The organism is Herbaspirillum sp. Her4 (assembly GCF_057961335.1).
In genome coordinates, this window is record NZ_CM176330.1 from 4,323,164 (window position 1) to 4,344,695 (window position 21,532).

At 62.8% G+C, this 21,532-nt stretch carries 17 protein-coding genes; 8 read left to right on the forward strand and 9 right to left on the reverse strand.

The window, feature by feature from the left end; translation table 11 throughout:
• The first annotated feature begins 253 nt into the window (after positions 1–253).
• The 3 genes from ACWFUC_RS19615 to ACWFUC_RS19625 all read left to right on the forward strand — a co-directional run bounded on the left by ACWFUC_RS19615 (position 254) and on the right by ACWFUC_RS19625 (position 4,755).
• The gene (locus ACWFUC_RS19615; protein ID WP_209581535.1) at positions 254–1,756 is read left to right on the forward strand and encodes an efflux transporter outer membrane subunit; all 1,503 of its coding nucleotides are present in this window, start codon (positions 254–256) and stop codon (positions 1,754–1,756) included.
• Between the two features lie 141 nt (positions 1,757–1,897).
• Positions 1,898–3,136, forward strand: coding sequence for an HlyD/EmrA/EmrK family protein (locus ACWFUC_RS19620; RefSeq protein WP_134135863.1), 1,239 nt, complete (start codon positions 1,898–1,900; stop codon positions 3,134–3,136).
• A 50-nt stretch (positions 3,137–3,186) separates the two neighbouring features.
• On the forward strand, positions 3,187–4,755 hold the full coding sequence (locus tag ACWFUC_RS19625; protein ID WP_134222666.1) for a DHA2 family efflux MFS transporter permease subunit: 1,569 nt from the start codon (positions 3,187–3,189) through the stop codon (positions 4,753–4,755).
• A gap of 19 nt (positions 4,756–4,774) precedes the next feature.
• Here ACWFUC_RS19625 and ACWFUC_RS19630 read toward each other — a convergent pair whose 3' ends face one another.
• Entirely contained in the window at positions 4,775–5,692 is a 918-nt protein-coding gene (locus ACWFUC_RS19630) for a LysR family transcriptional regulator (RefSeq protein WP_489623074.1), read from the reverse strand.
• Between the two features lie 112 nt (positions 5,693–5,804).
• Here ACWFUC_RS19630 and ACWFUC_RS19635 point away from each other — a divergent pair, with 112 nt between their 5' ends.
• The 3 genes from ACWFUC_RS19635 to ACWFUC_RS19645 all read left to right on the forward strand — a co-directional run bounded on the left by ACWFUC_RS19635 (position 5,805) and on the right by ACWFUC_RS19645 (position 8,549).
• A complete protein-coding gene (locus ACWFUC_RS19635) occupies positions 5,805–6,794 on the forward strand; it encodes an aldo/keto reductase (protein ID WP_311433671.1) in 990 nt (329 codons plus the stop codon).
• Between the two features lie 46 nt (positions 6,795–6,840).
• On the forward strand, positions 6,841–7,764 hold the full coding sequence (locus ACWFUC_RS19640) for a Gfo/Idh/MocA family protein (protein ID WP_489623075.1): 924 nt from the start codon (positions 6,841–6,843) through the stop codon (positions 7,762–7,764).
• A 263-nt stretch (positions 7,765–8,027) separates the two neighbouring features.
• Positions 8,028–8,549 carry a hypothetical protein gene (locus ACWFUC_RS19645; protein WP_489623076.1) on the forward strand — a complete coding sequence of 174 codons (522 nt, stop codon included), beginning with the start codon at positions 8,028–8,030 and terminating at the stop codon, positions 8,547–8,549.
• Positions 8,550–8,743: 194 nt separating this feature from the next.
• On the opposite strand, the gene fghA is transcribed toward ACWFUC_RS19645, so the two are convergent.
• Together fghA and ACWFUC_RS19655 are read right to left on the reverse strand one after the other, a co-directional pair.
• The gene (gene fghA, locus ACWFUC_RS19650) at positions 8,744–9,595 is read right to left on the reverse strand and encodes an S-formylglutathione hydrolase (RefSeq protein ID WP_489623077.1); all 852 of its coding nucleotides are present in this window, start codon (positions 9,593–9,595) and stop codon (positions 8,744–8,746) included.
• 10 nt (positions 9,596–9,605) lie between these two features.
• Positions 9,606–10,712 (reverse strand): S-(hydroxymethyl)glutathione dehydrogenase/class III alcohol dehydrogenase, encoded by a 1,107-nt coding sequence (locus ACWFUC_RS19655; RefSeq protein ID WP_013234687.1) that lies wholly within the window; start codon positions 10,710–10,712, stop codon positions 9,606–9,608.
• Positions 10,713–11,350: 638 nt separating this feature from the next.
• Between ACWFUC_RS19655 and ACWFUC_RS19660 the strand changes: the two genes are divergently transcribed.
• A complete protein-coding gene (locus ACWFUC_RS19660) occupies positions 11,351–14,554 on the forward strand; it encodes an EAL domain-containing protein (protein ID WP_489623078.1) in 3,204 nt (1,067 codons plus the stop codon).
• Positions 14,555–14,578: 24 nt separating this feature from the next.
• Here ACWFUC_RS19660 and ACWFUC_RS19665 read toward each other — a convergent pair whose 3' ends face one another.
• Positions 14,579–15,850: an MFS transporter gene (locus ACWFUC_RS19665; RefSeq protein ID WP_489623079.1), complete on the reverse strand. Its 1,272-nt coding sequence runs from the start codon at positions 15,848–15,850 to the stop codon at positions 14,579–14,581.
• A 198-nt stretch (positions 15,851–16,048) separates the two neighbouring features.
• On the opposite strand from ACWFUC_RS19665, the gene ACWFUC_RS19670 reads away from it, so the two are divergent.
• Complete coding sequence (locus tag ACWFUC_RS19670; protein ID WP_489623080.1) at positions 16,049–17,098, forward strand: NADP(H)-dependent aldo-keto reductase; 1,050 nt, start codon at positions 16,049–16,051, stop codon at positions 17,096–17,098.
• An 85-nt stretch (positions 17,099–17,183) separates the two neighbouring features.
• Here the strand turns inward: ACWFUC_RS19670 and ACWFUC_RS19675 are convergent, their stop codons facing one another.
• From ACWFUC_RS19675 to ACWFUC_RS19695, 5 genes are all read right to left on the reverse strand, one after another.
• Positions 17,184–18,191 carry a bile acid:sodium symporter family protein gene (locus tag ACWFUC_RS19675; protein ID WP_489623081.1) on the reverse strand — a complete coding sequence of 336 codons (1,008 nt, stop codon included), beginning with the start codon at positions 18,189–18,191 and terminating at the stop codon, positions 17,184–17,186.
• 126 nt (positions 18,192–18,317) lie between these two features.
• Complete coding sequence (locus tag ACWFUC_RS19680) at positions 18,318–18,653, reverse strand: zinc ribbon domain-containing protein YjdM (RefSeq protein ID WP_034330597.1); 336 nt, start codon at positions 18,651–18,653, stop codon at positions 18,318–18,320.
• A 166-nt stretch (positions 18,654–18,819) separates the two neighbouring features.
• Positions 18,820–20,157 (reverse strand): 4Fe-4S binding protein, encoded by a 1,338-nt coding sequence (locus tag ACWFUC_RS19685; RefSeq protein WP_489625567.1) that lies wholly within the window; start codon positions 20,155–20,157, stop codon positions 18,820–18,822.
• 56 nt (positions 20,158–20,213) lie between these two features.
• Positions 20,214–21,092: an FTR1 family iron permease gene (locus ACWFUC_RS19690; RefSeq protein ID WP_134222675.1), complete on the reverse strand. Its 879-nt coding sequence runs from the start codon at positions 21,090–21,092 to the stop codon at positions 20,214–20,216.
• Positions 21,093–21,156: 64 nt separating this feature from the next.
• Positions 21,157–21,507: a cupredoxin domain-containing protein gene (locus ACWFUC_RS19695; RefSeq protein WP_039785565.1), complete on the reverse strand. Its 351-nt coding sequence runs from the start codon at positions 21,505–21,507 to the stop codon at positions 21,157–21,159.
• Between the last annotated feature and the right edge of the window lie 25 nt (positions 21,508–21,532).

Consider the following 21,532-nt stretch of genomic DNA (forward strand, 5'->3'; position numbering starts at 1 on the left):
TGGTGAGGAATTCGCCCGCCCCCGACGCGAATTCGCAACGTGAGTGATTGTTCGTATATCGAAGTATAATACGAAAAATGAGTTTTTACTCGCCCGACCCCGTCATGGTACTCGTAAATCCAGGCAAGCGCTGCCTGCCCCATCGGCCCGGTCCTGCGAGTCTTCGCGACTGAAGGCTGTCGGAACGTCGCGGCGCGTATCGCAAAACTCGAAAAACAACTCGTATCGCCAAACATTCTTCGTGGAGAATTCTATGCAACGCATCATCTCGCCCGCCACCCGGCCGCGGGCGAAGGCAGCCTGCGCCGTGCTGGCCGCGCTGATCGGGGCCATCGGCCTGGCGGGCTGTGCCAGCTTCGAGGGCATCGGCAGCGACAAGCAGCTGGCTCAGGCGCGCGACTTCAGTACCACACGCAGCCTCTCCGATCCAAATCCGGGCGCCCCCAACGGGCAATGGCCGGGCAGCGACTGGGTTCGCCAGTTCGGTGACGCCCAGCTCACCGCATTGATCGAGGACGCTCTCGCCGCCAATCCCGGCCTGCAACAGGCGCGCGCCCGCATCGGTGCAGCGGCCGCACTGGCTGAGTCACGCGGTGCACCGCTGCTGCCGACCGTGAACGCCGAAGCCTCGGTCATCCGCAATCAGTTTTCCAGTACCTCGATCTACCCGCCGCCTTACGGTGGCAACTGGTACAACGAAAAAAAGGCTGGCCTGAACGTCGGCTATGAGCTTGACCTCTGGAACAAGAACCAGTCTGCCCTGGAGCAAGCCATCTCCAGCGAGAAGGCGGCCCAGGCCAGCGAGCAGGAAGCACGCCTGGCACTGACGGCCTCGATCGTCTCGGTCTACAGCCAGCTGGCGGCCCAATATGCGGTACAGGACATCCTGCAGCGCACGGTACAGCAGCGCAGCAATCTGGAGACCATCACCGCCGACCGCGTCAAGACCGGTCTGGACAGCCAGATCGAACGCAACCAGTCGCGCACCAGCAGTGCCGATGCCCGCGCCCAGCTGGAACAGAATGCCGGCCAGATCGTGCTGCTGCGCCAGCAGCTGGGCGCGCTCAGCGGCAAGGGACCGGACCGCGGCCTGCAACTGGCCCCGCCCGCCCTGCAGAACCTGGCCACGCCGGGCCTGCCGGCCGACCTGCCGCTGAACCTGCTGGGCCGCCGTCCCGACATCGTGGCCGCGCGCTGGCAGGTGGAAGCCGCCAGCCGTGGTGTCGATGTCGCCAAGGCGCGTTTCTATCCGGACATCAACCTGAGCGCCATGATCGGTTTCGACAGTCTGGTCGATGCCAATCCCTTCACGGCCGCCAGCAAGAGCATCGCCTTCGGTCCGGCCATCACGCTGCCGATCTTCGAAGGCGGCGCACTGCGGGCCGGGCTCAAGGGCGAATACGCCAACTATGAGCTGGCCGTCGCCACTTACAACAAGACCTTGAACGATGCCTATGCCGATGTGGCGCGCCAGATTGCGGCAATCCATTCCATCGAGCGCCAGCTGCCGATCCGCCGTGAAGCGCTGCAAGCCGCCGAGCGTGCCTACGACCTGGCGCGCGAACGCTATCGCCTGGGCCTGGTGTCGCAACTGACGCTGCTGTCCTCGGAAACGGGCGTGCTGGCCCAGCGCCAGTCGCTGGTGGCGCTGGAAGCCCAGCGCCGTGAACAGCAAGTGGCGCTCTACAAGGCTCTGGGCGGCGGTTTCGACGCCCAGCAGGCCGGACTGGCGGCAGCCCCGCCGCCGTCGCGATGAGCCTGCCCCAAGACGACCTGAGCCAATGAACTGAACCCAGCCCGCCACCGGCTTCTCCACCCTGCCGCCGGTGACCGGGACGGCCCCGCTGCTGCGGCGGGGCTGATCGACCGACTACAAAAAGATAGAACGGAGTCCTCCATGAGTGACAGCACCACCCAACAAAACCCGCAAGCCAACAGCAATGGCAATGGCAACGGAAATGGCAACGGCAAGCGCAAGCGTCAGCTGATCCTGCTCACGCTGGTCCTGCTGGTGATCGCCATCGCCTGTTTCCTGTACTGGTTCCTGCATGCCCGCTTCTTTGAAGAAACCGATGACGCCTATGTCGGCGGCAACGTCGTGCAGATCTCCGCCCAGGTTGGCGGCACCGTGGTGGCCGTCAAGGCCGACGACACGCAAGTGGTCAAGGCCGGCCAGCCGCTGGTGGCACTCGATGCAGCTGACACCAAGCTCGCGCTGGAGCAGGCCCAGGCCGCACTGGCCCAAGCCGTGCGCCAAACGCGCCAGCTGTTCCTGAACAACGACACGCTCGCCGCCAATGTGGCCGCAGCCGACAGCAACCTGGCCCGTGCCCGGGAAGACCTGCAGCGCCGCCAGGCTGGCCTGTCTTCCGGTGCGGTCTCGCAGGAAGACGTCTCGCACGCGCGCGACGCCGTCAAGAGCGCCGTCGCCGCACTCGACCAGGCCCGCGCTGCTGCAGCCGCCAACCGCGCCCTGACCGACCACACCAGCGTGACCGAGCACCCCAACGTGCTGCAGGCGGCCACCGCCGTGCGCAATGCCTACCTGAACTATGCCCGCGTGAACATCGTGGCACCGGTCTCCGGTTTCGTCTCCAAGCGTTCGGTGCAGGTCGGCCAGCGCATCGCGGCCGGCAATCCGCTCATGGCCATCGTGCCGCTGGAACAGATCTGGATCGACGCCAACTTCAAGGAAAGCCAGTTGCAGCACATCCGCCTGGGGCAGCCGGTGGAAGTGATCGCTGACGTCTACGGTTCCAGCGTCAAGTACAAGGGCACCGTGATCGGCTTCTCGGCCGGGACCGGTGGCGCCTTCTCGCTGCTGCCGGCACAGAACGCCACAGGCAACTGGATCAAGGTGGTGCAGCGCGTGCCGGTGCGCATCGCGCTCGATCCGGAACAGGTGCGCGCACATCCGCTGCGCATCGGCCTGTCCACCACCGCCACCGTGGACATCCATGGCGATGGCCGTGCGCTGGAAGCGGTGCCGACCAATTACCAGACCAATGTCTATGACGACCTCGGCAAGCAGGCCGATGCCATCGTCGAGCGCATCATCAGCGACAACGCCAGCGGCCTGCCGCAGGCGCGCAAGAGCAAGGCGGCCGCCGCACCGGTGGCGGTGCCGCACACCTGATGGGGTGCGGCTGTCCCTACCCGACCTTCACCGGACATTGATCAAGCCTTATGGCCACTACTCCCCCCAAACCCTACACGCCGCCACCGCCGCTGACGGGTGCCAACCTGGTGCTGGGCACCTTGTCGGTGTCGCTGGCGGTGTTCATGAACGTGCTGGATTCCTCCATCGCCAACGTCGCCATTCCGACCATCTCGGGCAACCTGGGTGTATCGGTCGATGAGGGCACCTGGGTCATCACCTCATTTGCCGCAGCCAACGCCATCTCGATCCCGCTGACCGGATGGCTGACGCAGCGCCTGGGCGCGGTGCGCCTGTTCGTAACCTCGGTGCTGCTGTTCGTGCTGGCCTCCTGGCTGTGCGGCCTGGCGCCCACCCTGCCCATCCTGCTGGCCGCGCGCGTGCTGCAAGGCCTGGTGGCCGGCCCCATGGTGCCGCTGTCGCAATCGCTGCTGCTGGGGGCCTACCCCAAATCGAAATCCTCCTTCGCCCTGGCGCTATGGGGCATGACGGCGGTGGTGGCACCGGTGGCTGGCCCCGCGCTGGGCGGCTGGATCACCGACAGCTACACCTGGCCCTGGATCTTCTACATCAACATCCCGGTGGGCCTGATTGCCGCCGGCGTCACGCTGGCCATCTACCGCTCGCGCGAGACGCCGACCCACAAGCTGCCCATCGACAAGATCGGCCTGGCGCTGCTGGTGACCTGGGTCGCGGCCTTCCAGATCATGCTCGACAAGGGCAAGGACCTGGACTGGTTCTCCTCGCCCACCATCGTCACGCTGGGCATCATCGCGCTGATCGCCTTTGCCTACTTCGTCGTGTGGGAACTGAACAATGACCATCCGGTGGTGGACCTGCGCCTGTTCGGCCGGCGCAATTTCGCCGGCGGCACCATCGCCATTTCCATCGGCTACGGGGTCTTCTTCGGCAACCTGGTGATCCTGCCGCAATGGCTGCAGCAATACCTGGGCTATCGCTCGATCGACTCGGGGCTGTCGACCGCACCGATCGGCATCTTCGCGGTGATCCTGATGCCGCTCATCGGACGCTTCCTGCCGCTGGTGGATGCGCGCAAGGTGGCCACGGCGTCCTTCATCGGCTTTGCCATCGTGTTCTGGCTGCGCTCGCGCTACAACCTGCAGGTGGATCAGATGACGGTGATCCTGCCAACGCTGCTGCAGGGGATTCCGACGGCGATGTTCTTCGTGCCGCTGACGGTGCTGCTGCTCTCCGGCCTGCCACCGGAACGCATCCCGGCGGCGGCCGGCCTGTCGTCCTTCGTGCGCGTGTTCTGCGGCGCGGTCGGCACCTCCATTTCGACCACGGCCTGGAACAACCGCACCATCATGCACCACGCACAGCTGACCGAACACGCCACCCCCTACAGCCCCTGGCTGCAGGAGACCGTCAACAACATCAGCAGCACCTTGGGCCTGAACGCCGAGCAGACGGCCGGCATGCTGGAGCGGACCATCACCTTCCAGGCGGCGATGCTGGGCATCAATGACATCTTCTATGTCTCGGCGGTGATCTTCATCGTCATCATCCCGCTGATCTGGATCATCAAGCCCTCCAAGGGCGGCGCGGGTGCGGCCGAAGCGTCGGCGGCACACTGAACTGGCCGGCCTGTGGCGGCTACCGCAGCCGCGACAGGCCGTGCTGCAGGCGAATGATGTCGATGAGCTTGCGCAAGGCCGGATGCGCATGGCGGCGGCTGCTGTAGTACATGTGAAACGGCTCGCTGGGGGCCGCCCATTCTTCCAGGATGGCTTCCAGCGAACCTTCATCGATTTCCTTGCTGATCCTTCCCTCCAGCAGATAGGCGATACCCACCCCGGCCTTGGCCGCCGCGATGGTGGCTGCCGTATTGTTGATCGTCACCAGGCCCGGCACGCGAATGCGCTGGCGGTGCTTGCCACGGCCGAATTCCCACTGGTAGCTCGAGTTGTCGCCCAAGAGCAATTGCAGGCAGGTGTGCTGCTGCAGGTCTTCCAATGTGAGTGGCCGTCCATGCCGATCCAGATACGCCGGCGAGGCCGCTGCCACCCAGCGATGCGCGCGCGTGAGCGGCGCGGTCACCATGCCCTCCGGCACGTAGTGGCCGTAGCGGATGCCGGCGTCATAGCCTTCGCTGACGATGTCGATGGGCTTGTCATCGACCACGATGGTGAGCTTGACCTTGGGACATAGCCGCACGAATTCGGGAATGGCCGGTTCGATCAGCAGATGGGCGGCATCGGCGAAGACGTTGATGCGCAATTCGCCCAGGCTCCCCTCTGCCGAGCTTTCCAGCTGGCCCAGCGCCTGCGCGATCTGCTCGAATCCTTCTTCCAGCCTGGTCGCCAGTTCACTGCCGGCCGCCGTGGGCGAGATCGCGCGGCTGGACCGGTACAGCAATTGGGTCGACAGCCGCTCTTCCAGCCGCTTCATGGCATGGCTGGTGGCCGAGGGCGTCAGGCCAAGCTGGATCGCGGCGGCCTTGAAACTGCCGGTACGCAGGATGGTGACGAAGATCCGCAGATCGGAAAATTCGATACGGTCGAGGAGGGACATGAATGAATTGAAATCACTTCAGGAATGAATCTGGCTCATCTTAAACCAGCCACCTTCGCGCGTGGTGCGCGGTATAACTACGGCTTTTGGAATGCTCAAAAGGAGTACCGGCATGAAAACAAGACGCTTTGGCCGCACGGGTGCGGAAGTTTCCGAAATCGGATTTGGCGCATGGGCCATTGGCGGTTCGTGGGGTGACGTTTCCTCCCAGGATGCCAAGGCCGCGCTGCACGCCGCACTGGATGCGGGCGTCACCTTCATCGACACGGCCGATGTCTATGGCGATGGCCGCTCCGAGCAGTTGATTGCGCAAGTCCTGAAGGAACGCGGCGGCGCACGTCCGTTCGTGGCCACCAAGGCCGGCCGCCGGCTCTCGCCGCATGTGGCCAGCGGCTACAACAACAAGGACAATCTCACCGCCTTCGTCGACCGTTCGCTCAAGAACCTGGAGGTCGATTGCCTGGACCTGGTGCAACTGCACTGCCCGCCCACCGAGGTGTATTACCAGCAGGAAGTGTTCGCTTACATGGATGAGCTGGTCGCGGCCGGCAAGATCCGCCATTACGGTGTCTCGGTGGAGAAGGTGGAAGAAGCGCTCAAGGCCATCGAATATCCGAACGTGAAATCGGTGCAGATCATCTTCAACATCTTCCGCCAGCGCCCCATCGGGCTGTTCCTGCAGGAAGCGCAGCGCCGCGACATCGCCGTGATCGCCCGCGTGCCGCTGGCCTCGGGCCTGCTGACCGGCAAGATGAATGCGCAGACCACCTTTGCCGCCGACGACCATCGTCAGTTCAACCGCCACGGCGAAGCCTTCGATGTCGGCGAGACCTTCTCGGGCGTGCCATATGAGGTCGCACTGGCCGCCGTGGAGAAGATCCGCGCGCTGCTGCCGCAGGGTGTTCCCATGGCGCAATTCGCGCTGCGCTGGATCCTGATGGAAAGCGCCATCAGCACCGTGATCCCCGGTGCACGCAACGTCGCGCAGGCGCAGTCCAACAGTGCGGCCAGCGCCCTGCCGCCGATCACGGATGAGGTGATGCAGGCGCTGCGCGAACTCTATCTGCATGACATTGCACCGTACGTGCATCAACGCTGGTAATCTGTGGCCCCTCCCCTTCATGTAACCAATAATAAGCAAGGACACCATGACACCCATCCAGCTCGCCATCGCCGGCGTCGGCAAGATCGTTTATGACCAGCATGCCCCGGCCATTGCCGGCAATGCCGATTTCAAGCTGGTCGCGACCGCCAGCCGCAACCACAGCATCGAGGGCGTGACCGCCTACAAGAGCATGGCCGAGATGCTCGCCTCGGGCACGGCCATCGAGGCCCTCTCCCTGTGCATGCCGCCGCAGTACCGCTATGAAGCCGCACGAGAAGCACTGAGCGCGGGCAAGCACGTATTCCTGGAAAAGCCGCCCGGTGCCACGCTCTCCGAAGTCGAGTCGCTGAAGAACCTGGCGGCGGACAAAGGCGTGACCCTGTTCGCCAGCTGGCACTCGCGCCATGCGCCGGCGGTGCAGGTGGTCAAGCGCCATCTGCAGGAACATGCGCCGCGCCAGGTCAAGGTGATCTGGCGTGAAGACGTGCGCCACTGGCACCCGGACCAGGAATGGATCTGGCAGCCGGGCGGCCTGGGCGTGTTCGATCCGGGCATCAATGCCTTGTCGATCGTCACCGAGATCCTGCCGCAGGCGATGTTCCTGAAGCAGGCCACGCTGGAAGTGCCATCCAACCGCCAGACGCCGATTGCCGCGCGCCTGGGCTTTACCGATGCCCTGGGCACGGATGTACAAGCGGACTTCGACTGGCGCCAGACGGGTGAACAGACCTGGGACATCGTCATCGAGACCGACAGCACCCGGGTCCACCTGAAAAAGGGCGGACATGAACTTTGGATCAACGATGCGCCGTGCGAGCTGCCGGTGGAGGGGGAGTATCCCTCGCTGTATGCACATTTCTGCCAATTGATCCGCAGCGGATCGTCCGATGTGGATGTGGCGCCGCTGCGGCATGTGGCCGATGCGTTCATGCTGGGGGAGCATGTTGTGACGGATGCTTTCGTCTGATCATGTACAGGCGGGTTGGCCGCCTTGTTTCCACGGAACCGGTCCGATTGGGCCGGTTTTTTCATGAATGGGCTGAAATTGTCTCTAGCATTGGCGTATTCGCTAGGGACGTCCATGATTTCAACCGCGCTCGATATCACGGGCATTGGAGAAAGATCAAGCAAGTCTTTGTTCGGCTCTATGCCCTGGGCGAATCGAGAGGAACTTGTCCTTATGATTAACAAACTCAGAACGTTCTATTGAATCAGTACTTGTTTTAAGCCATGCCATTTAGACGTTCTACAAAACTGTTTGCTTTAGTTACCCTCGCACTCCTGGCGAGCTATCTCCTTTTACGCAAAGTCCCTCAACTGATCCGCCCCGCCATCGAACCGCAGACCATTCTGGTCAATCCGGGGGCCAAGTGCGCCCTGATCCAATACGCATTCCGCGGCGGCGAAAGGTGGTCTTGGCTGGATCCTTACGCCCTGTTCACGCTCTCCGACGGCGATGCGTTTTACACCGTCGTTGACCTGCGCTCCAAGAAAGTCGTGAGAGACAGTACCTGGCCCATCATTCCGATTACCGCGTATTCCCAAGGGTCGGTCGGGATGGGCCGCTCCGTATTTTTCTGGAGTGCCGATGGGAGAAGCGCAGCTTTTCCCGGCGGCGAAGGTCCAGCCTATATTTGGGAGCACATCCACGAGTGCGCGGGCGAGAAATCGGCATCACCTTATTCCAATCTCGAATGCTCCCTGGACAAGCAATCGCCCCAATGCAGCGCTATCAGAAACATGATTGAGTGAATTTTCAATCTCACGCACAACCAGAATCGCTGGCCATTCCCTTGATCTTGTCTGCGGCAACTGTGCTGCCCGCGGCAGCGGGTGGAGCCTGCCGCGATACAAACAGCACAGCCCGGCAGAGCGTGTGGAAGGCCGCAGAAAAAATAAGGGCTGACGATGTGGATCGTCAGCCCTTCATTCCAGCTCAAGCGAGTTCAAGCCATCAAATTGGCATGATGGAAGCGCAAATGATCTTCCACAAAACTCTCGATGAAGTAATACCCATGGTCATACCCCGCATGCCGACGCAAGGTCAGCGGCTGTGAGGCTTCCTTGCAGGCTGCCTCGAAGCGTTCCGGCTGCAGCTGCTCGATCAGGAATTTGTCTGCAAGCCCCTGATCGATCAGGATCCCCTGCGGGAAAGGCGCATAGAGCTTGCGCATCAGCTCGCTGGCGTCATGCGCCTGCCAGCTTTCCTGATCCTCGCCCAGATAGTGACTGAAGGCCTTCTGCCCCCACGGGCAGTGCACCGGCGCGGCGATCGGCGCGAAGGCCGATACCGAGCGGTACAGATCACGATGTCGCAAGGCCAGCGTCAGTGCGCCATGCCCGCCCATGGAATGACCGAAGATGCCCATGCGCTGCGGGTCGGCCGGGAAGTGCTCCAGCACGGCAAGGCGCAAATCCTCGACCACGTAACTTTCCATGCGGTAGCGCTGACTCCACGGCGTCTGTGTGGCATCCAGGTAGAATCCCGCACCCACGCCAAAGTCCCAGCTGTCGCTTTCACCGGCAATGCCCGCGCCACGCGGACTGGTGTCGCAACTAACCAGGATCAGCCCCAGCTCGGCCGCCACACGCTGCGCACCAGCCTTGATCATGAAGGTTTCTTCGGTGCAGGTCAGCCCGGCCAGGTAGAACAGCACGGGCAACTTGCCACCGCCCTGCCCCGCCTGCGGCGGCACGAACACCGAAAAGCGCATATCCAGCCCGATGGCGGGCGAGGCATGGCGATAAAAGCCCTGCACGCCGCCAAAACAGCCGTGCTCGGAGAGAGTCTCCAGCATCGCGCTCTCCTCAGAACTCGACCACGGAGCGGATCGACTCGCCGCTCTTCATCAGGTCGAAGCCCTCATTGATGCGCTCCAGCGGCAGCTTGTGCGTGATCAGGTCATCAATGTTGAGCTTGCCTTCCATGTACCAGTCGACGATCTTCGGCACGTCGGTACGGCCACGCGCGCCACCGAAGGCCGAGCCCTTCCACACGCGGCCGGTCACCAGCTGGAACGGACGGGTCGAGATCTCCTGGCCGGCTGCGGCCACGCCGATGATGATGGACTGGCCCCAGCCCTTGTGGCAGCACTCCAGCGACTGGCGCATGGTGGTGGTATTGCCGATGCACTCGAAGCTGTAGTCGGCGCCGCCATCGGTCATGCCGATGATGGCATCGACCACGTTGGGCACATCCTTGGGATTGATGAAGTCGGTCATGCCGAACTTGCGCGCCATGGCTTCACGCGCCGGATTCAGGTCGACGCCGATGATCTTGTTGGCCCCCACCATCTTGGCCGCCTGGATGACGTTCAGGCCAATGCCGCCCAAACCGAACACCACCACGTTGGCACCCGCTTCCACCTTGGCGGTGAACAGCACCGCACCTACGCCGGTGGTCACGCCACAGCCGATGTAGCAGACCTTGTCAAAAGGCGCATCCGAACGGATCTTGGCAAGAGCGATTTCCGGTACGACGATGTAGTTGGAGAAAGTCGAGGTGCCCATGTAGTGGAACAGCGGCTTGCCGTCCAGCGAAAAGCGGCTGGTGGCATCCGGCATCAGGCCACGGCCCTGGGTGGCGCGGATGGCCTGGCACAGGTTGGTCTTCTGCGACAGACAGAACTTGCACTCGCGGCATTCCGGCGTGTACAGGGGGATGACATGGTCATCCTTCTTGAGCGACTTCACGCCCGGGCCGACATCGACCACCACGCCCGCGCCTTCGTGGCCGAGGATGGCCGGGAAGATGCCTTCCGGGTCGGCGCCCGAGAGCGTGTAATAGTCGGTATGGCAGATGCCGGTGGCCTTGATCTCGACCAGGACTTCGCCGGCCTTGGGGCCGCCGAGTTCGACTTCCTCGATGGTCAAGGGCTTGCCTGCCTGCCATGCTACCGCTGCTCTTGTCTTCATAGGGATGGGTCCTTTGCGTGATGATTGAAGTAAAACTTCCCGACCGACCAGTTGGGCCTCGTCAGGAAAATTCAGTAAAACTGGTGATGCCTGTGAAACTTCCGACTGAGCGGTATTATCGCATTGCAAACGAAAACGCATCTGCCACGCTTAACATCCTTCATGTTGATGCCAGAACAAGTGAAAATTTCCATCTGACATGAAAATCACGCTGTCGCGTTGCAGCGACGTTGCGCGCAGGATGACAAAGCCCTGAGCTTGCGGTAAGGTTGCTACAAAACAAACGGTGAACGTGGCTGGCGCAGCGGCCATTGATCAGCGCACAACAAGGGCACAAAGCAAGGACAAGCGCCAACAAAGCGCAGCAGGACACGAGGTGGCATACTGACACCTCGCGTATCACGAAGTGGGGGCATCCACGTAATTTTGGCGTAAGCGCGATCACACCGTGTGAACGCGCGCGGCTTGCCGCACTGACAAGGGCTATCCACCATGCCCGCGTCAGCCGCCGCCGTTCCGCTGGCAGGAACGTGCCGATTGCGTGCGAGGGCTGTCGAAACGGTCGTCCGGCATCTTTCCGGGCCAAGGGACGTGCAGCAATCTGCTGCCTAACGACAGGTAATGTGATAGTGGGTCACATGGGAAAACAGAACAAATCGCCAGGACGCCCAGGCTACACCCTGAAAACCTTGCTGCTGTTCGTCGGCTTCGTCGGGTCGTTCATTGTCGTGCAGACCTGGTGGGAAATCCGCCAGGACCGCCAGCTGACCATCGATGCCGAGCGCGCCAGCTCGATGGCGGCCGTGCGCAGCGTGCAGGAACACGCTGAACGCATCTTCGGCGAACTCGACAAGTTGCTCTGGTCCGCCGCCGAGCAAATCCACGTCGCCGGCCCCGACCTGCTGGACGACGACCAGGCGCTGTACCGACTGCTGTCGGACACGCAACAGCGGCTGTCCACCGTGATGGTGCTGCGCTACATCGACCGCAACGGCAACACCCGTGCCAGTTCGCTGCGCCCCTTCGACACCACCAGCATCCCCGAAGACCACAAGCTGACCCACGTGGACGGCAATCCGGCCCGGCCCAACCTGTTCGTGGGCCAGCTCATGCGCAGTCGCTACAACCGCGACCTGGTGCTGCCGGTGGCCATGAATCTCTACGACCGCAGCAGCCGCCCGATCGGCCTGCTGGTGGCCGAACTGAAGGCTGCAACCTTCTTCGACTTCTACAAGCGCATCACCAATTTCGAGGCCATCGTCTCGCTGCGCACCGACAGCGGCTCGATGATGCTGCGCTCGCCTTTCGAAGAGCGCTGGCTCAGCGTCAGCCTGGCCGATGCCAAAAGCATGGCACGCATCCGTGCCGGGGCCGAGGAAGGGTCGTTCGAAGAGATCTCGCATCTGACCGGCGAACCGCTGTCGTTCTCCTACAAGCGCCTGGACAAATGGTCATTGGTGGCGGTCTATGCGCGGCGCATGGAAGACGTGCTCTCGCCATGGCGCAGCCGCACCGAAAACCGCATCCTGCTGACCACCGGCATCCTTGGTTTCATCCTCATCGCGCTCATTGCCTTCCTGGTGTACTACCGCTACCAGCGCCGCCTGGATCACGCCCTCTCGAGCAGCGAATACCGCTACCGCAAGCTCTACGAAGAAGGCAGCGATCCCATCGTGCTGATCTCCTCGGAGCTGCGCTACCTCGACTGCAATGCGGCCGCGCTGCGCTTCTTCGGCGTGCCGGACAAGGACCGCATCATCGGCCGCAAGGTCGGCCTGTTTTCTCGCCACAAGGCGCGCCAGCCCGACCAGCCGGACATCGATGAGCTGGTCGGCCGGGTGCTCGCGGGGCAACCCCAGCAGTTCGAATGGGTAACGGTCCGCCGCAACAAGATCATCCATACCGACGTTACCCTCAACCGCGCCGAATTCGATCGTGGCTATGCGATCTTCGCCATCCTGCGCGATATCAGCGCCCGCAAGCGCGCCGAGCTGCTGCAGAGCGAACAGAACCGGGTGCTGCACATGGTAATGGCCGACGATGACCTGGACGGCATCCTCAACGAGATCATCGGCTTTGCCGATGCACAGATTCCTTATGGGGCCAGTTGCGTGATGCTGGTCAATGAGCAAGCCTCGCATTTCACTTCCGTGCTGAGCAAGCGCTATCCGCCACGCCTGCTGCGTGCCTTGCAGGGCATGCCGATCCGTCATGGCTGCGGCGTCGGCGCTGAAGCGGCTTTGCGGCGCGGACCCTGCATCGTCACCGACATCGCGCGCGATCCGGTGACCGAACACCTGCGGGTGCTCATCGATGTAGAGATCTACCCGTCCTGCGGGGCCTGGCCCATCATGGGCAAGGAAGGCCAATTGCTGGGCGTGTTCGCTGCCCTGCTCAAGGAAAACCAGGCCCCCAGCAATGAATACCTGCAGCTGGCCAACATCGCCGCCGACCTCGCCAGCGTGGCCATCGAGAGCCGCCGCGCCGACGAGCGCATCCGCCACCTGGCGCACTATGACGAGCTGACCGGCCTGCCCAACCGCTTCCTGTGCACCCAGCACGTTTCCAATGCCATTACCCACGCCGAGCACCGCAACGGCATGGTGGCCGTGCTGCTGATGGACCTGGATCGCTTCAAGAACATCAACGATACCTTCGGTCACGAGGCCGGCGAAGCGGTGCTGCAGGAGATCGCCCAGCGCTTCCGCAATACCCTGCGCGAGCTGGATATCCTGGCGCGCGTGGGCGGCGATGAATTCATCGTGCTGGTGGATGACTTCGACGATCCGCTGCAACTGGGCGAGATTGCACAGAAGCTGCTCACCGAGGCGCGCAAGCCCTTCATCATCGACGGCCAGGAAGCCATGCTCTCGGCCAGTATCGGCATCGCCACCTATCCGGGCGATGGCGACAATGCGCAAACGCTCATCAAGAATGCCGACATTGCCATGTACCGCGCCAAGCACCATGGCAAGGATGACTATCGCTTCTTCTCCGACGAGGTCAACACCAATACGGTAGAGCGCATCGCGCTGGAAGCCGAACTGCGCCGCGCCATCGAACGCGCCGAGTTCGTGGTGCACTACCAGCCCAAGATCAACCTGGCCACCGGCGGCATCGTCGGTGCGGAAGCCCTGGTCCGCTGGCAGCATCCGGTGCGCGGCCTGGTGCCGCCCGGTGAATTCATCCCGCTGGCTGAGGAGACCCGCCTGATCGACCAGATCGGCCTGGTGGTGCTGGACGTGGCCTGCCGCGACATCGGCCTGATGCTGGAACGCGAACTGGTGTGCGGACGCATCTCCATCAATCTGACCGGCAGCCAGTTCGGCGATGAACATCTGCTGGAAGACATCAAGAGCGTAGTCCAGCGCCACGGCACGCCACCAGCCTGCCTGGAGTTCGAGATCACCGAAAGCATGGTGATGCACAACCGCGACCGTGCGATCGCGATCATGGATGGCATCCGTGCAGAAGGCTTCACCATTTCCATTGACGACTTCGGCACCGGCTATTCCTCGCTGGCCTATCTCAAGCGTTTCCCGGTCAATACGCTGAAGATCGACAAATCCTTCATCAACGACATTCCCGACGATGCCAACAGCAGCGCCATCGTGCAGGCCATCATCGCCATGAGCCATGCATTGAACCTGAAGGTGGTGACCGAAGGCGTGGAGACGGAGAAACAGTTGCAGGCGCTGCGCGAGTTCGGCTCGGATGAGTACCAGGGCTATTACTTCAGCAAGCCGGTTCCCTATGCGCAGTTCCTGCAGATGCTGGTGATGCAGCAGGAGCTCACGCGCCAGTCCAGCCAGATGCTGGTGACCGAGGGCGATCCGCCGTGAGCGCGCGACTGCTTGCCGCCGGCTTCAGGACTGGCGTGCGGCCAGCCGGTCGACCTGATAGAGCGAGGGGAACAGGCGCATCCACAGCAGCACGATCAGCAGCGTGCCGATCCCGCCGATGAGCACGGCCGGCACCGCACCGAACCAGGCGGCGGTGAGGCCCGATTCGAATTCTCCGAGCTGATTGGACGTTCCGATGAAGACCGAATTGACGGCCGAAACGCGGCCGCGCATGGCGTCCGGCGTTTCCAGCTGAACGAAGGACGAGCGCACCACCACGCTGATCATGTCGGCTGCGCCCAGCACCGCCAACGCGGCCAGCGACAGCGGGAAGGAGCGTGACAGGCCAAACACGATGGTGGCCAATCCGAACACGGCCACGGCGATGAACATGGTGCGCCCTACCCTGCCGCCCAGCGGAAAGCGCGCCAGCAGCAGCGCCACGATCAAGGCCCCGGCCGCCGGTGCCGAGCGCAGCAGACCCAGGCCGACCGCACCGGTATGCAGGATGTCGTTGGCGAAGACCGGCAGCAAGGCGGTAGCACCGCCCAGCAGCACGGCAAACATGTCCAGCGAGATGGCACCGAAGATGGCGGGCTTGCTGCGGATGAAAGCCAGTCCTGCGAACACCGACGACAGACTGGCCCCGGTCGGCTTGGCCGGTGCAGTCTGGGCCGCCGCGACCTGGGCCGGACGCCGGATCAGCGACAACAATACGCTGCATGCAATGAACAGCGCGCAGCTGCTGGCATACACCACCGCTGGTCCCGCCACGTAGAGAAAGCCCCCCAGCGCCGGGCCGATGATGATGGCGAACTGGGTCGCCGAGGCCGAGCCCGCCACCGCGCCCGGCAAGGCCTTGGGCGACATCAGGCTGGGCAGCAGCGCCGACATGGTCGGCTTGGAAAAGGCCCGGCCCGCACCGATGATGGCCACGATCACGAAAATCATCTCGCGGCTGAGCCAGCCATGCAGGCTGCCCAGCGCCAGCGTGGCGGCAGCGGCGGCTTCCACCAGCGAACTGACGCGCGCAACGTTGCGGCGATCAAAGCGGTCGGCCACATGGCCCACCACGAACACCAGGATCAGCGACGGAATGAACTGCACGAGGCCCACGATACCAAGATCGAAGGCGCTGTGGGTGAGCTGGTAGACCTGCCAGCCAACCGCCACGATCTGCATCTGCAGGGCAATGGTGGATGCGACGCTGGCGCACCAGAAGAGCTTGAATGGGGTGTGATGGCGCAGGGATTCGGCGGCTTCATCCGGGGGGATACTGGGGGAAGGAACTGACATGTCTCGTGGATGGGAAGGAAGTGTTCTGGCGTTATCGAGTCCGGGCACTGCAAGCGGCAACCGGCCTGGCGCGAGCGGTCTTGGCGCCGCTGCGGCCCTGCCCTGCAAGGCAGGACGAGCGCCGCTATACTACCCGATCCCGCGCCAGCCGGCAGGACACGCCCCGGTCCCTGCCTGCGCATCACAAGGAGAATCCGCATGCAGTACCGCCAACTCGGCCGCACCGACCTGAAGGTCAGTCTCATCACTCTGGGTACCATGACCTGGGGCGAGCAGAACACGGAAGCCGACGCCCACTCGCAACTGGACTACGCCGTCGAACGCGGCATCAACCTGATCGACGCCGCCGAAATGTATCCGGTCCCGCCCAAGGCGGAAACGCAAGGACTCACTGAACGCTATCTCGGGACCTGGCTGAAGAAATCCGGCAAGCGCGACCAGTTGCTGATCGCCACCAAGTGCACCGGCCCCGCCCGCAAACCACACAACCCGCGCCACATCCGCGGCGGCGACAATGAGCTGGACCGCAAGGGCCTCACCGATGCACTGCATGGAAGCCTGGAGCGCCTGCAACTGGATCACGTGGATCTGTATCAGTTGCACTGGCCCGACCGCAGCGTCAACAGCTTTGGCCAGTTGGGCTACGAGCATGTGGAAGATGAAACCACGGTGCCCATCGAAGAGACGCTGACGGTGCTCTCTGAATTCGTGAAGGCCGGCAAGATCCGCACCATCGGCTTGTCCAACGAAACCGCCTGGGGCGTGGCGCAATTCCTGCGCGCGGCCGAGCAGCATGGACTGGAGCGCATCGTCACCATCCAGAATCCGTACAACCTGCTCAACCGCAGCTTCGAAGTGAACCTGGCCGAATTCGCCCATCGCGAGCAAGTCGGCCTGCTGGCCTACTCGCCGCTGGCTTTCGGCATGTTGAGCGGCAAGTACCTGGACGGTGCACGTCCTGCCGGTGGCCGCCTGACGCTGTTCGAACGCTTCGTGCGCTATAACAATCCGCAAGCGGAAAGCGCCACCGCGCAGTACGTGGCACTGGCGCGCCAGCACGGACTGGATCCGGCGCAGATGGCGCTGGCCTACGTCAACAGCCGCCGCTTCCTGACCTCCAACATCATCGGCGCGACCACGCTGGAACAACTGCGCAGCAACATCGACAGCGCCCAGGTGCAACTGAGCGACGAGGTGCTGGCGGGCATCGAAGCCATCCACCGCAAGCAGCCCAATCCGGCGCCCTGAGCCGAAACGGGCGAACCGCCAAAGCAAAAAAAATGACCGGCTTGCCGGTCATTTTTTTTGTTGGCGGATACAGCGCCCGGGACTCTCAGTCGCCGCCACTTTCAGTAGCCACGGCCGCCTTCACCTGTTCGTCACGCGCACCATACCGCGCAGCCATGACGGCACACACCATCAGCTGGATCTGGTGGAACAGCATCACCGGCAACAGCACCATGCCGATGGCACCGCTGGAAAACAGCACCTTGGCCATGGGCACGCCCGAGGCCAGGCTCTTCTTGGAGCCGCAAAAGACGATGGTGATCTCGTCCTCCTTGTTGAAGCCCAGGCGGCGGCTACCGAAGGTGGTCAGCCCCATGATGATGGCCAGCAGCACCGCATTGATGACCAGCAAGGCCACCAGCATCGACACCGGCACCTGGTGCCACAGGCCCTGCACCACTGCCTCGCTGAAGGCCACATAGACCACCAGCAGGATGGAGCTCTGGTCGACGAACTTGAGCCAGGACTTGTTGCGCTCGACCCAGCGGCCGATGACGGGACGCGCGATCTGGCCGGCCACGAAGGGCAGCAGCAATTGATAAACGATTTTCAGGATGGAATCGAGCGAAGAATGCCCGCCGCCATCATGGGCCACCACCAGCACGCCCACCAGCAGCGGCGTGAGGAAGATGCCCAGCAGGTTGGAGGCGGACGCCGCGCAGATCGCCGCCGGCACATTGCCGCGCGCCACCGAGGTGAAGGCAATCGAAGACTGGACGGTAGAGGGCAATACGCACAGGAACAGCAAGCCCAGATACAGCTCGGGCGTGATGAATTGCAGCAGCACCGGCTTCAGTGCCAGGCCGATCAGGGGGAACAGCGCAAAGGTACACAGCAGCACGGTGACGTGCAGCTTCCAGTGCGTGAACCCGGCCACCACGGCTTCCCGCGAGAGCTTGGCCCCGTGCATGAAGAACAGCAGGCCGATCATGAACGTGGTCAGCCCGTCGAAGGCCTCGGCCACCTGGCCGGTACAGGGAAGGAAGGATGCGGTCAGCACGACGGCCAGCAGCATCAGGGTCATGTTATCGGGCAGGAAGCGGGGACGGGCCATGGCGGTTTCGTTGTTGTCTTGATCGGGAAACCCGCAAGCTTATGTATACATAGGCTGCAGGCAAACCGCCATTCTACGTGAGAGCGGGCCCGGCTTGCAGGGCTCCGCTCAGGATGCAGGCCAGGATCAGGCCTTGCGCACGAATTCGGTCTTCAGGCCCATGGAGCCGAATCCGTCGATCTTGCAGTCGATATCGTGGTCGCCCTCAACCAGGCGGATGTTCTTGACCTTGGTGCCCATCTTGACCACGCCACCGCCGCCCTTGAGCTTCAGGTCCTTGATGACGGTGACGGTATCGCCATCCTGCAGCACGTTGCCCGAGGCATCGCGCCAGACGCGGGCCTGCTCGGCGGGAGCAGCCTGGGCACTCCATTCGTGGCCGCATTCGGGGCAGACGAACTGGCTGCCATCCTCATAGGTGAATTCGGACTGGCATTGGGGACAGGCGGGCAAGGTGCTCATGTAAATTAAACTCCGGCAATTGGCTTGAAAAGGCAGCGATTGTACTGCTTCGGTCGCCAACTTCACATAGCTTGCGGGACCCAAGATCAAATAAGACGCAAATAAAAATGGCAGGCTTGCGAGCAAGCCTGCCATTTTCCTTCATATCACGGCTGCGGAAGACGCTTTACCAGCCCCAGAACATCAGCCACCAGGCGGTATTGACCAGCGCCAGGCCACCGATCAGCGGCAGCATCGCCAGCACTTGCTGAACCCAATGGGTGGCATGGCGCGCCACCACTTTCCAGCACAGCCACAGGCTCCACAGCGTCATGACCGTCAGGAGCGCCGCGCGCACGTCATTGGCCCAATAGACCGGCCAGTGCTCGGCCCGCAGCAGGCTGATGGTGGTCGCCGACAGGCCGATGAAGACGCCGCAGCCCGCCAGCGGGATCAATGCCTGTACCAGGTGGTTGAAGCGGCTCCACTCCCACTTGCCCAGCAGGCGCGTGGCCAGCCCGAACATCAGCGCCACCCCGGTGCCGAGCACCAGGCCGGTGGCGAGAATGTAGCCCACGACCATGGCGCCATCGAGCCAGGTGAAGACATCGCTTTGCTGCGGGTAATTGGTCAGCAGCCACCACGGTGCCTGGGTCCCGAAAGGCCACATGATGTCGCGGTCAATCAGCCAGGTGGCGATGTCCTGCTTGATGGCGATGAACCAGGGGCTGACCGTCCAGTGGAAGGCACCGATGGCGATGCCCAGCAGGCCGTAGAGCACCAGGGCGCTTTCCCACAGGTTGTTCTGAGTCTTGCCGAAGTGCACCACCTCGACGGCAGGCGGACGGAAGCTCAGGGCAATCGCATCGCGGTGGCCACTGCAGCGGCCGCACATATGGCAGTCGGAAGCACCCTTCATATTGCGCAAGGGGACCAGCGGCGCGCAATTGATGGGAATGATCTTGTGCTCGGGATGATAGGAGGCGCGCCATGCATCTTCGTTCACTTTGTAGTGAACCGGGGCCAGTTTGGCCAGCAGGCCGAAGACGCCATTGACCGGGCACAGGTACTTGCACCAGACGCGCTTGTCGCGGCCATAGAGGTAGCCGATGATCAGGGCACCAACGGTGGAGCCGCCCAGCACCAGCAGCACCGCCTTCGGATACTGGTACACGCTGACCATCTGGCCATACACGGTGGTCAGGGCGAAGGCCACGAAGGGCCAGCCGCCCCAGCGTACCCATTTGGGAATCGCACGTCCGCGTCCATGGCGGCTGGCGAACTCGGTCAGCGCCCCTTCCGGGCATAGAACGCCGCACCACACACGGCCCATCAGCACCATGCTGACCAGCACGAAGGGCCACCAGATGCCCCAGAAGGCGAACTGGGCAATCAGGGTGAGGTTGGACCAGAGATGCGCGGTTTCATCAGGCAGCGGGAGGAACACCGGGACCAGGATCAGCAGTGCATAGACGGCCACCACGATCCATTGCAGGCCTCGGATGAATGCGCCATGACGGCGCATCCAGTCTCCGGTACGCGTGAGCAGAGTCGGCGATTGCGTACAGGTTGTCATGAGGTTCAGACGGCTTCCTGCCTCTTGCTCTTGAGCTGAGGCTGGGGTTTTCGATAGAGGAACGAACATACCACGACCCAGTAAAGGGCGTAGACGATCACCGACAGCAGCGCCGGCCGGGCGCGGTAGCCGGTCAGGGTCGAGACCAGGCTGCCCAGGGTGGTGGAGTCATCCAGCAGCGCCGAGGTATCCCAGATCTGGCCAGTCAGGGTCATGGTCCAGTTGGCCGAGGCCAGCATGTCGGAGCTTTCCAGCAATACGTCGAACAGCTTTTCCACGCCGGTGACCAGCAAACCGGCCGCCAGCAACAGCAGAATCACTTCGGTGACCTGGAAGAAACGCCGCCAGGAGAAAATCTTGCCGCCCAGCTGCAGAAGATAGAAGGTCAGGAAAGCCAGCCCGAAACCGATCGCGCCTGCCAGCACCAGCGACGCCGTGCTGGCATCCTGCTGGCCCAGGCCAATGCCGTACAGGAAAACGGCAGTCTCGCTGCCTTCGCGGGCGATCGCCAGCATCACCAGCACGAACACGCCCCACCAGTTGCCGCTTTCATAGCTGGACTGCATGGAGCTTTCCATCTCCTTCTTCAAGGTGCGGCCGTGCTTGCGCATCCAGAACACCATCTGCACGATCAGAACCGCCGCAATCAGGACGATGGCAATCTGGAAGTAGGTCTGGGCGTCGCCCGAGAGCAGTTCCGAAAAGCCCAGCAGCGCTGCACCCAGGGCACCCGCCAGCACCACGCCGGCAACCACGCCGCCCCACAGATAGGGAATGCCGCGCCGTGCGCCGACATCACCGTTCTTCAGCCAGGCATACAGAATGCCGACCACCAGAAGCGCCTCGACGCTTTCGCGCCAGACGATGAACATGACCTGTCCCATGAAACTCTTCCCTTCCTGAAAACCTGGACTTCCCTGCTTCGATACTGCTTGCGCGCATCCCCTCTTACTTGGCGACGATCACGCCGGGCGGCATGTTGAGGTGGAAGTCATCGAAAAACTTGTATTCACCCGGACGCAAGGGAGCGATCACCACGAAGGACTGGGCCCCCGGTGCCAGCACCTTTTCCTTGCGCAGTTCGACGCTTTCGAACTCGGCGGCAGACTTGCCGATGTTGTGCACTTCGATCTTGATGCGCTGTCCGGCCGGCACCTCGATGCGCGGCGGGATGAGCTTGCCATCCTGCATCTCCAGCTTGAAGGTCAGCAGGTCGGAAGCGCTGGCCTGCACGGCGCTGCCCAGCATGGCCATCGCAGCCAGGGACAGGCAGATCAGTCGGACGATTCTTGCGATCATGAAAACTCCGGAACTCTCAAAACGG

What these genes read in the sequence shown, in the direction of transcription:
- ACWFUC_RS19615 (WP_209581535.1), top strand. Translation starts at nt 254, where the DNA reads ATGCAACGCATCATCTCGCCCGCCACCCGGCCGCGGGCGAAGGCAGCC.
- ACWFUC_RS19620 (WP_134135863.1), top strand. Translation starts at nt 1,898, where the DNA reads ATGAGTGACAGCACCACCCAACAAAACCCGCAAGCCAACAGCAATGGC.
- ACWFUC_RS19625 (WP_134222666.1), top strand. Translation starts at nt 3,187, where the DNA reads ATGGCCACTACTCCCCCCAAACCCTACACGCCGCCACCGCCGCTGACG.
- ACWFUC_RS19630 (WP_489623074.1), bottom strand. Translation starts at nt 5,692, where the DNA reads ATGTCCCTCCTCGACCGTATCGAATTTTCCGATCTGCGGATCTTCGTC.
- ACWFUC_RS19635 (WP_311433671.1), top strand. Translation starts at nt 5,805, where the DNA reads ATGAAAACAAGACGCTTTGGCCGCACGGGTGCGGAAGTTTCCGAAATC.
- ACWFUC_RS19640 (WP_489623075.1), top strand. Translation starts at nt 6,841, where the DNA reads ATGACACCCATCCAGCTCGCCATCGCCGGCGTCGGCAAGATCGTTTAT.
- ACWFUC_RS19645 (WP_489623076.1), top strand. Translation starts at nt 8,028, where the DNA reads ATGCCATTTAGACGTTCTACAAAACTGTTTGCTTTAGTTACCCTCGCA.
- fghA (WP_489623077.1), bottom strand. Translation starts at nt 9,595, where the DNA reads ATGCTGGAGACTCTCTCCGAGCACGGCTGTTTTGGCGGCGTGCAGGGC.
- ACWFUC_RS19655 (WP_013234687.1), bottom strand. Translation starts at nt 10,712, where the DNA reads ATGAAGACAAGAGCAGCGGTAGCATGGCAGGCAGGCAAGCCCTTGACC.
- ACWFUC_RS19660 (WP_489623078.1), top strand. Translation starts at nt 11,351, where the DNA reads ATGGGAAAACAGAACAAATCGCCAGGACGCCCAGGCTACACCCTGAAA.
- ACWFUC_RS19665 (WP_489623079.1), bottom strand. Translation starts at nt 15,850, where the DNA reads ATGTCAGTTCCTTCCCCCAGTATCCCCCCGGATGAAGCCGCCGAATCC.
- ACWFUC_RS19670 (WP_489623080.1), top strand. Translation starts at nt 16,049, where the DNA reads ATGCAGTACCGCCAACTCGGCCGCACCGACCTGAAGGTCAGTCTCATC.
- ACWFUC_RS19675 (WP_489623081.1), bottom strand. Translation starts at nt 18,191, where the DNA reads ATGGCCCGTCCCCGCTTCCTGCCCGATAACATGACCCTGATGCTGCTG.
- ACWFUC_RS19680 (WP_034330597.1), bottom strand. Translation starts at nt 18,653, where the DNA reads ATGAGCACCTTGCCCGCCTGTCCCCAATGCCAGTCCGAATTCACCTAT.
- ACWFUC_RS19685 (WP_489625567.1), bottom strand. Translation starts at nt 20,157, where the DNA reads ATGCGCCGTCATGGCGCATTCATCCGAGGCCTGCAATGGATCGTGGTG.
- ACWFUC_RS19690 (WP_134222675.1), bottom strand. Translation starts at nt 21,092, where the DNA reads ATGGGACAGGTCATGTTCATCGTCTGGCGCGAAAGCGTCGAGGCGCTT.
- ACWFUC_RS19695 (WP_039785565.1), bottom strand. Translation starts at nt 21,507, where the DNA reads ATGATCGCAAGAATCGTCCGACTGATCTGCCTGTCCCTGGCTGCGATG.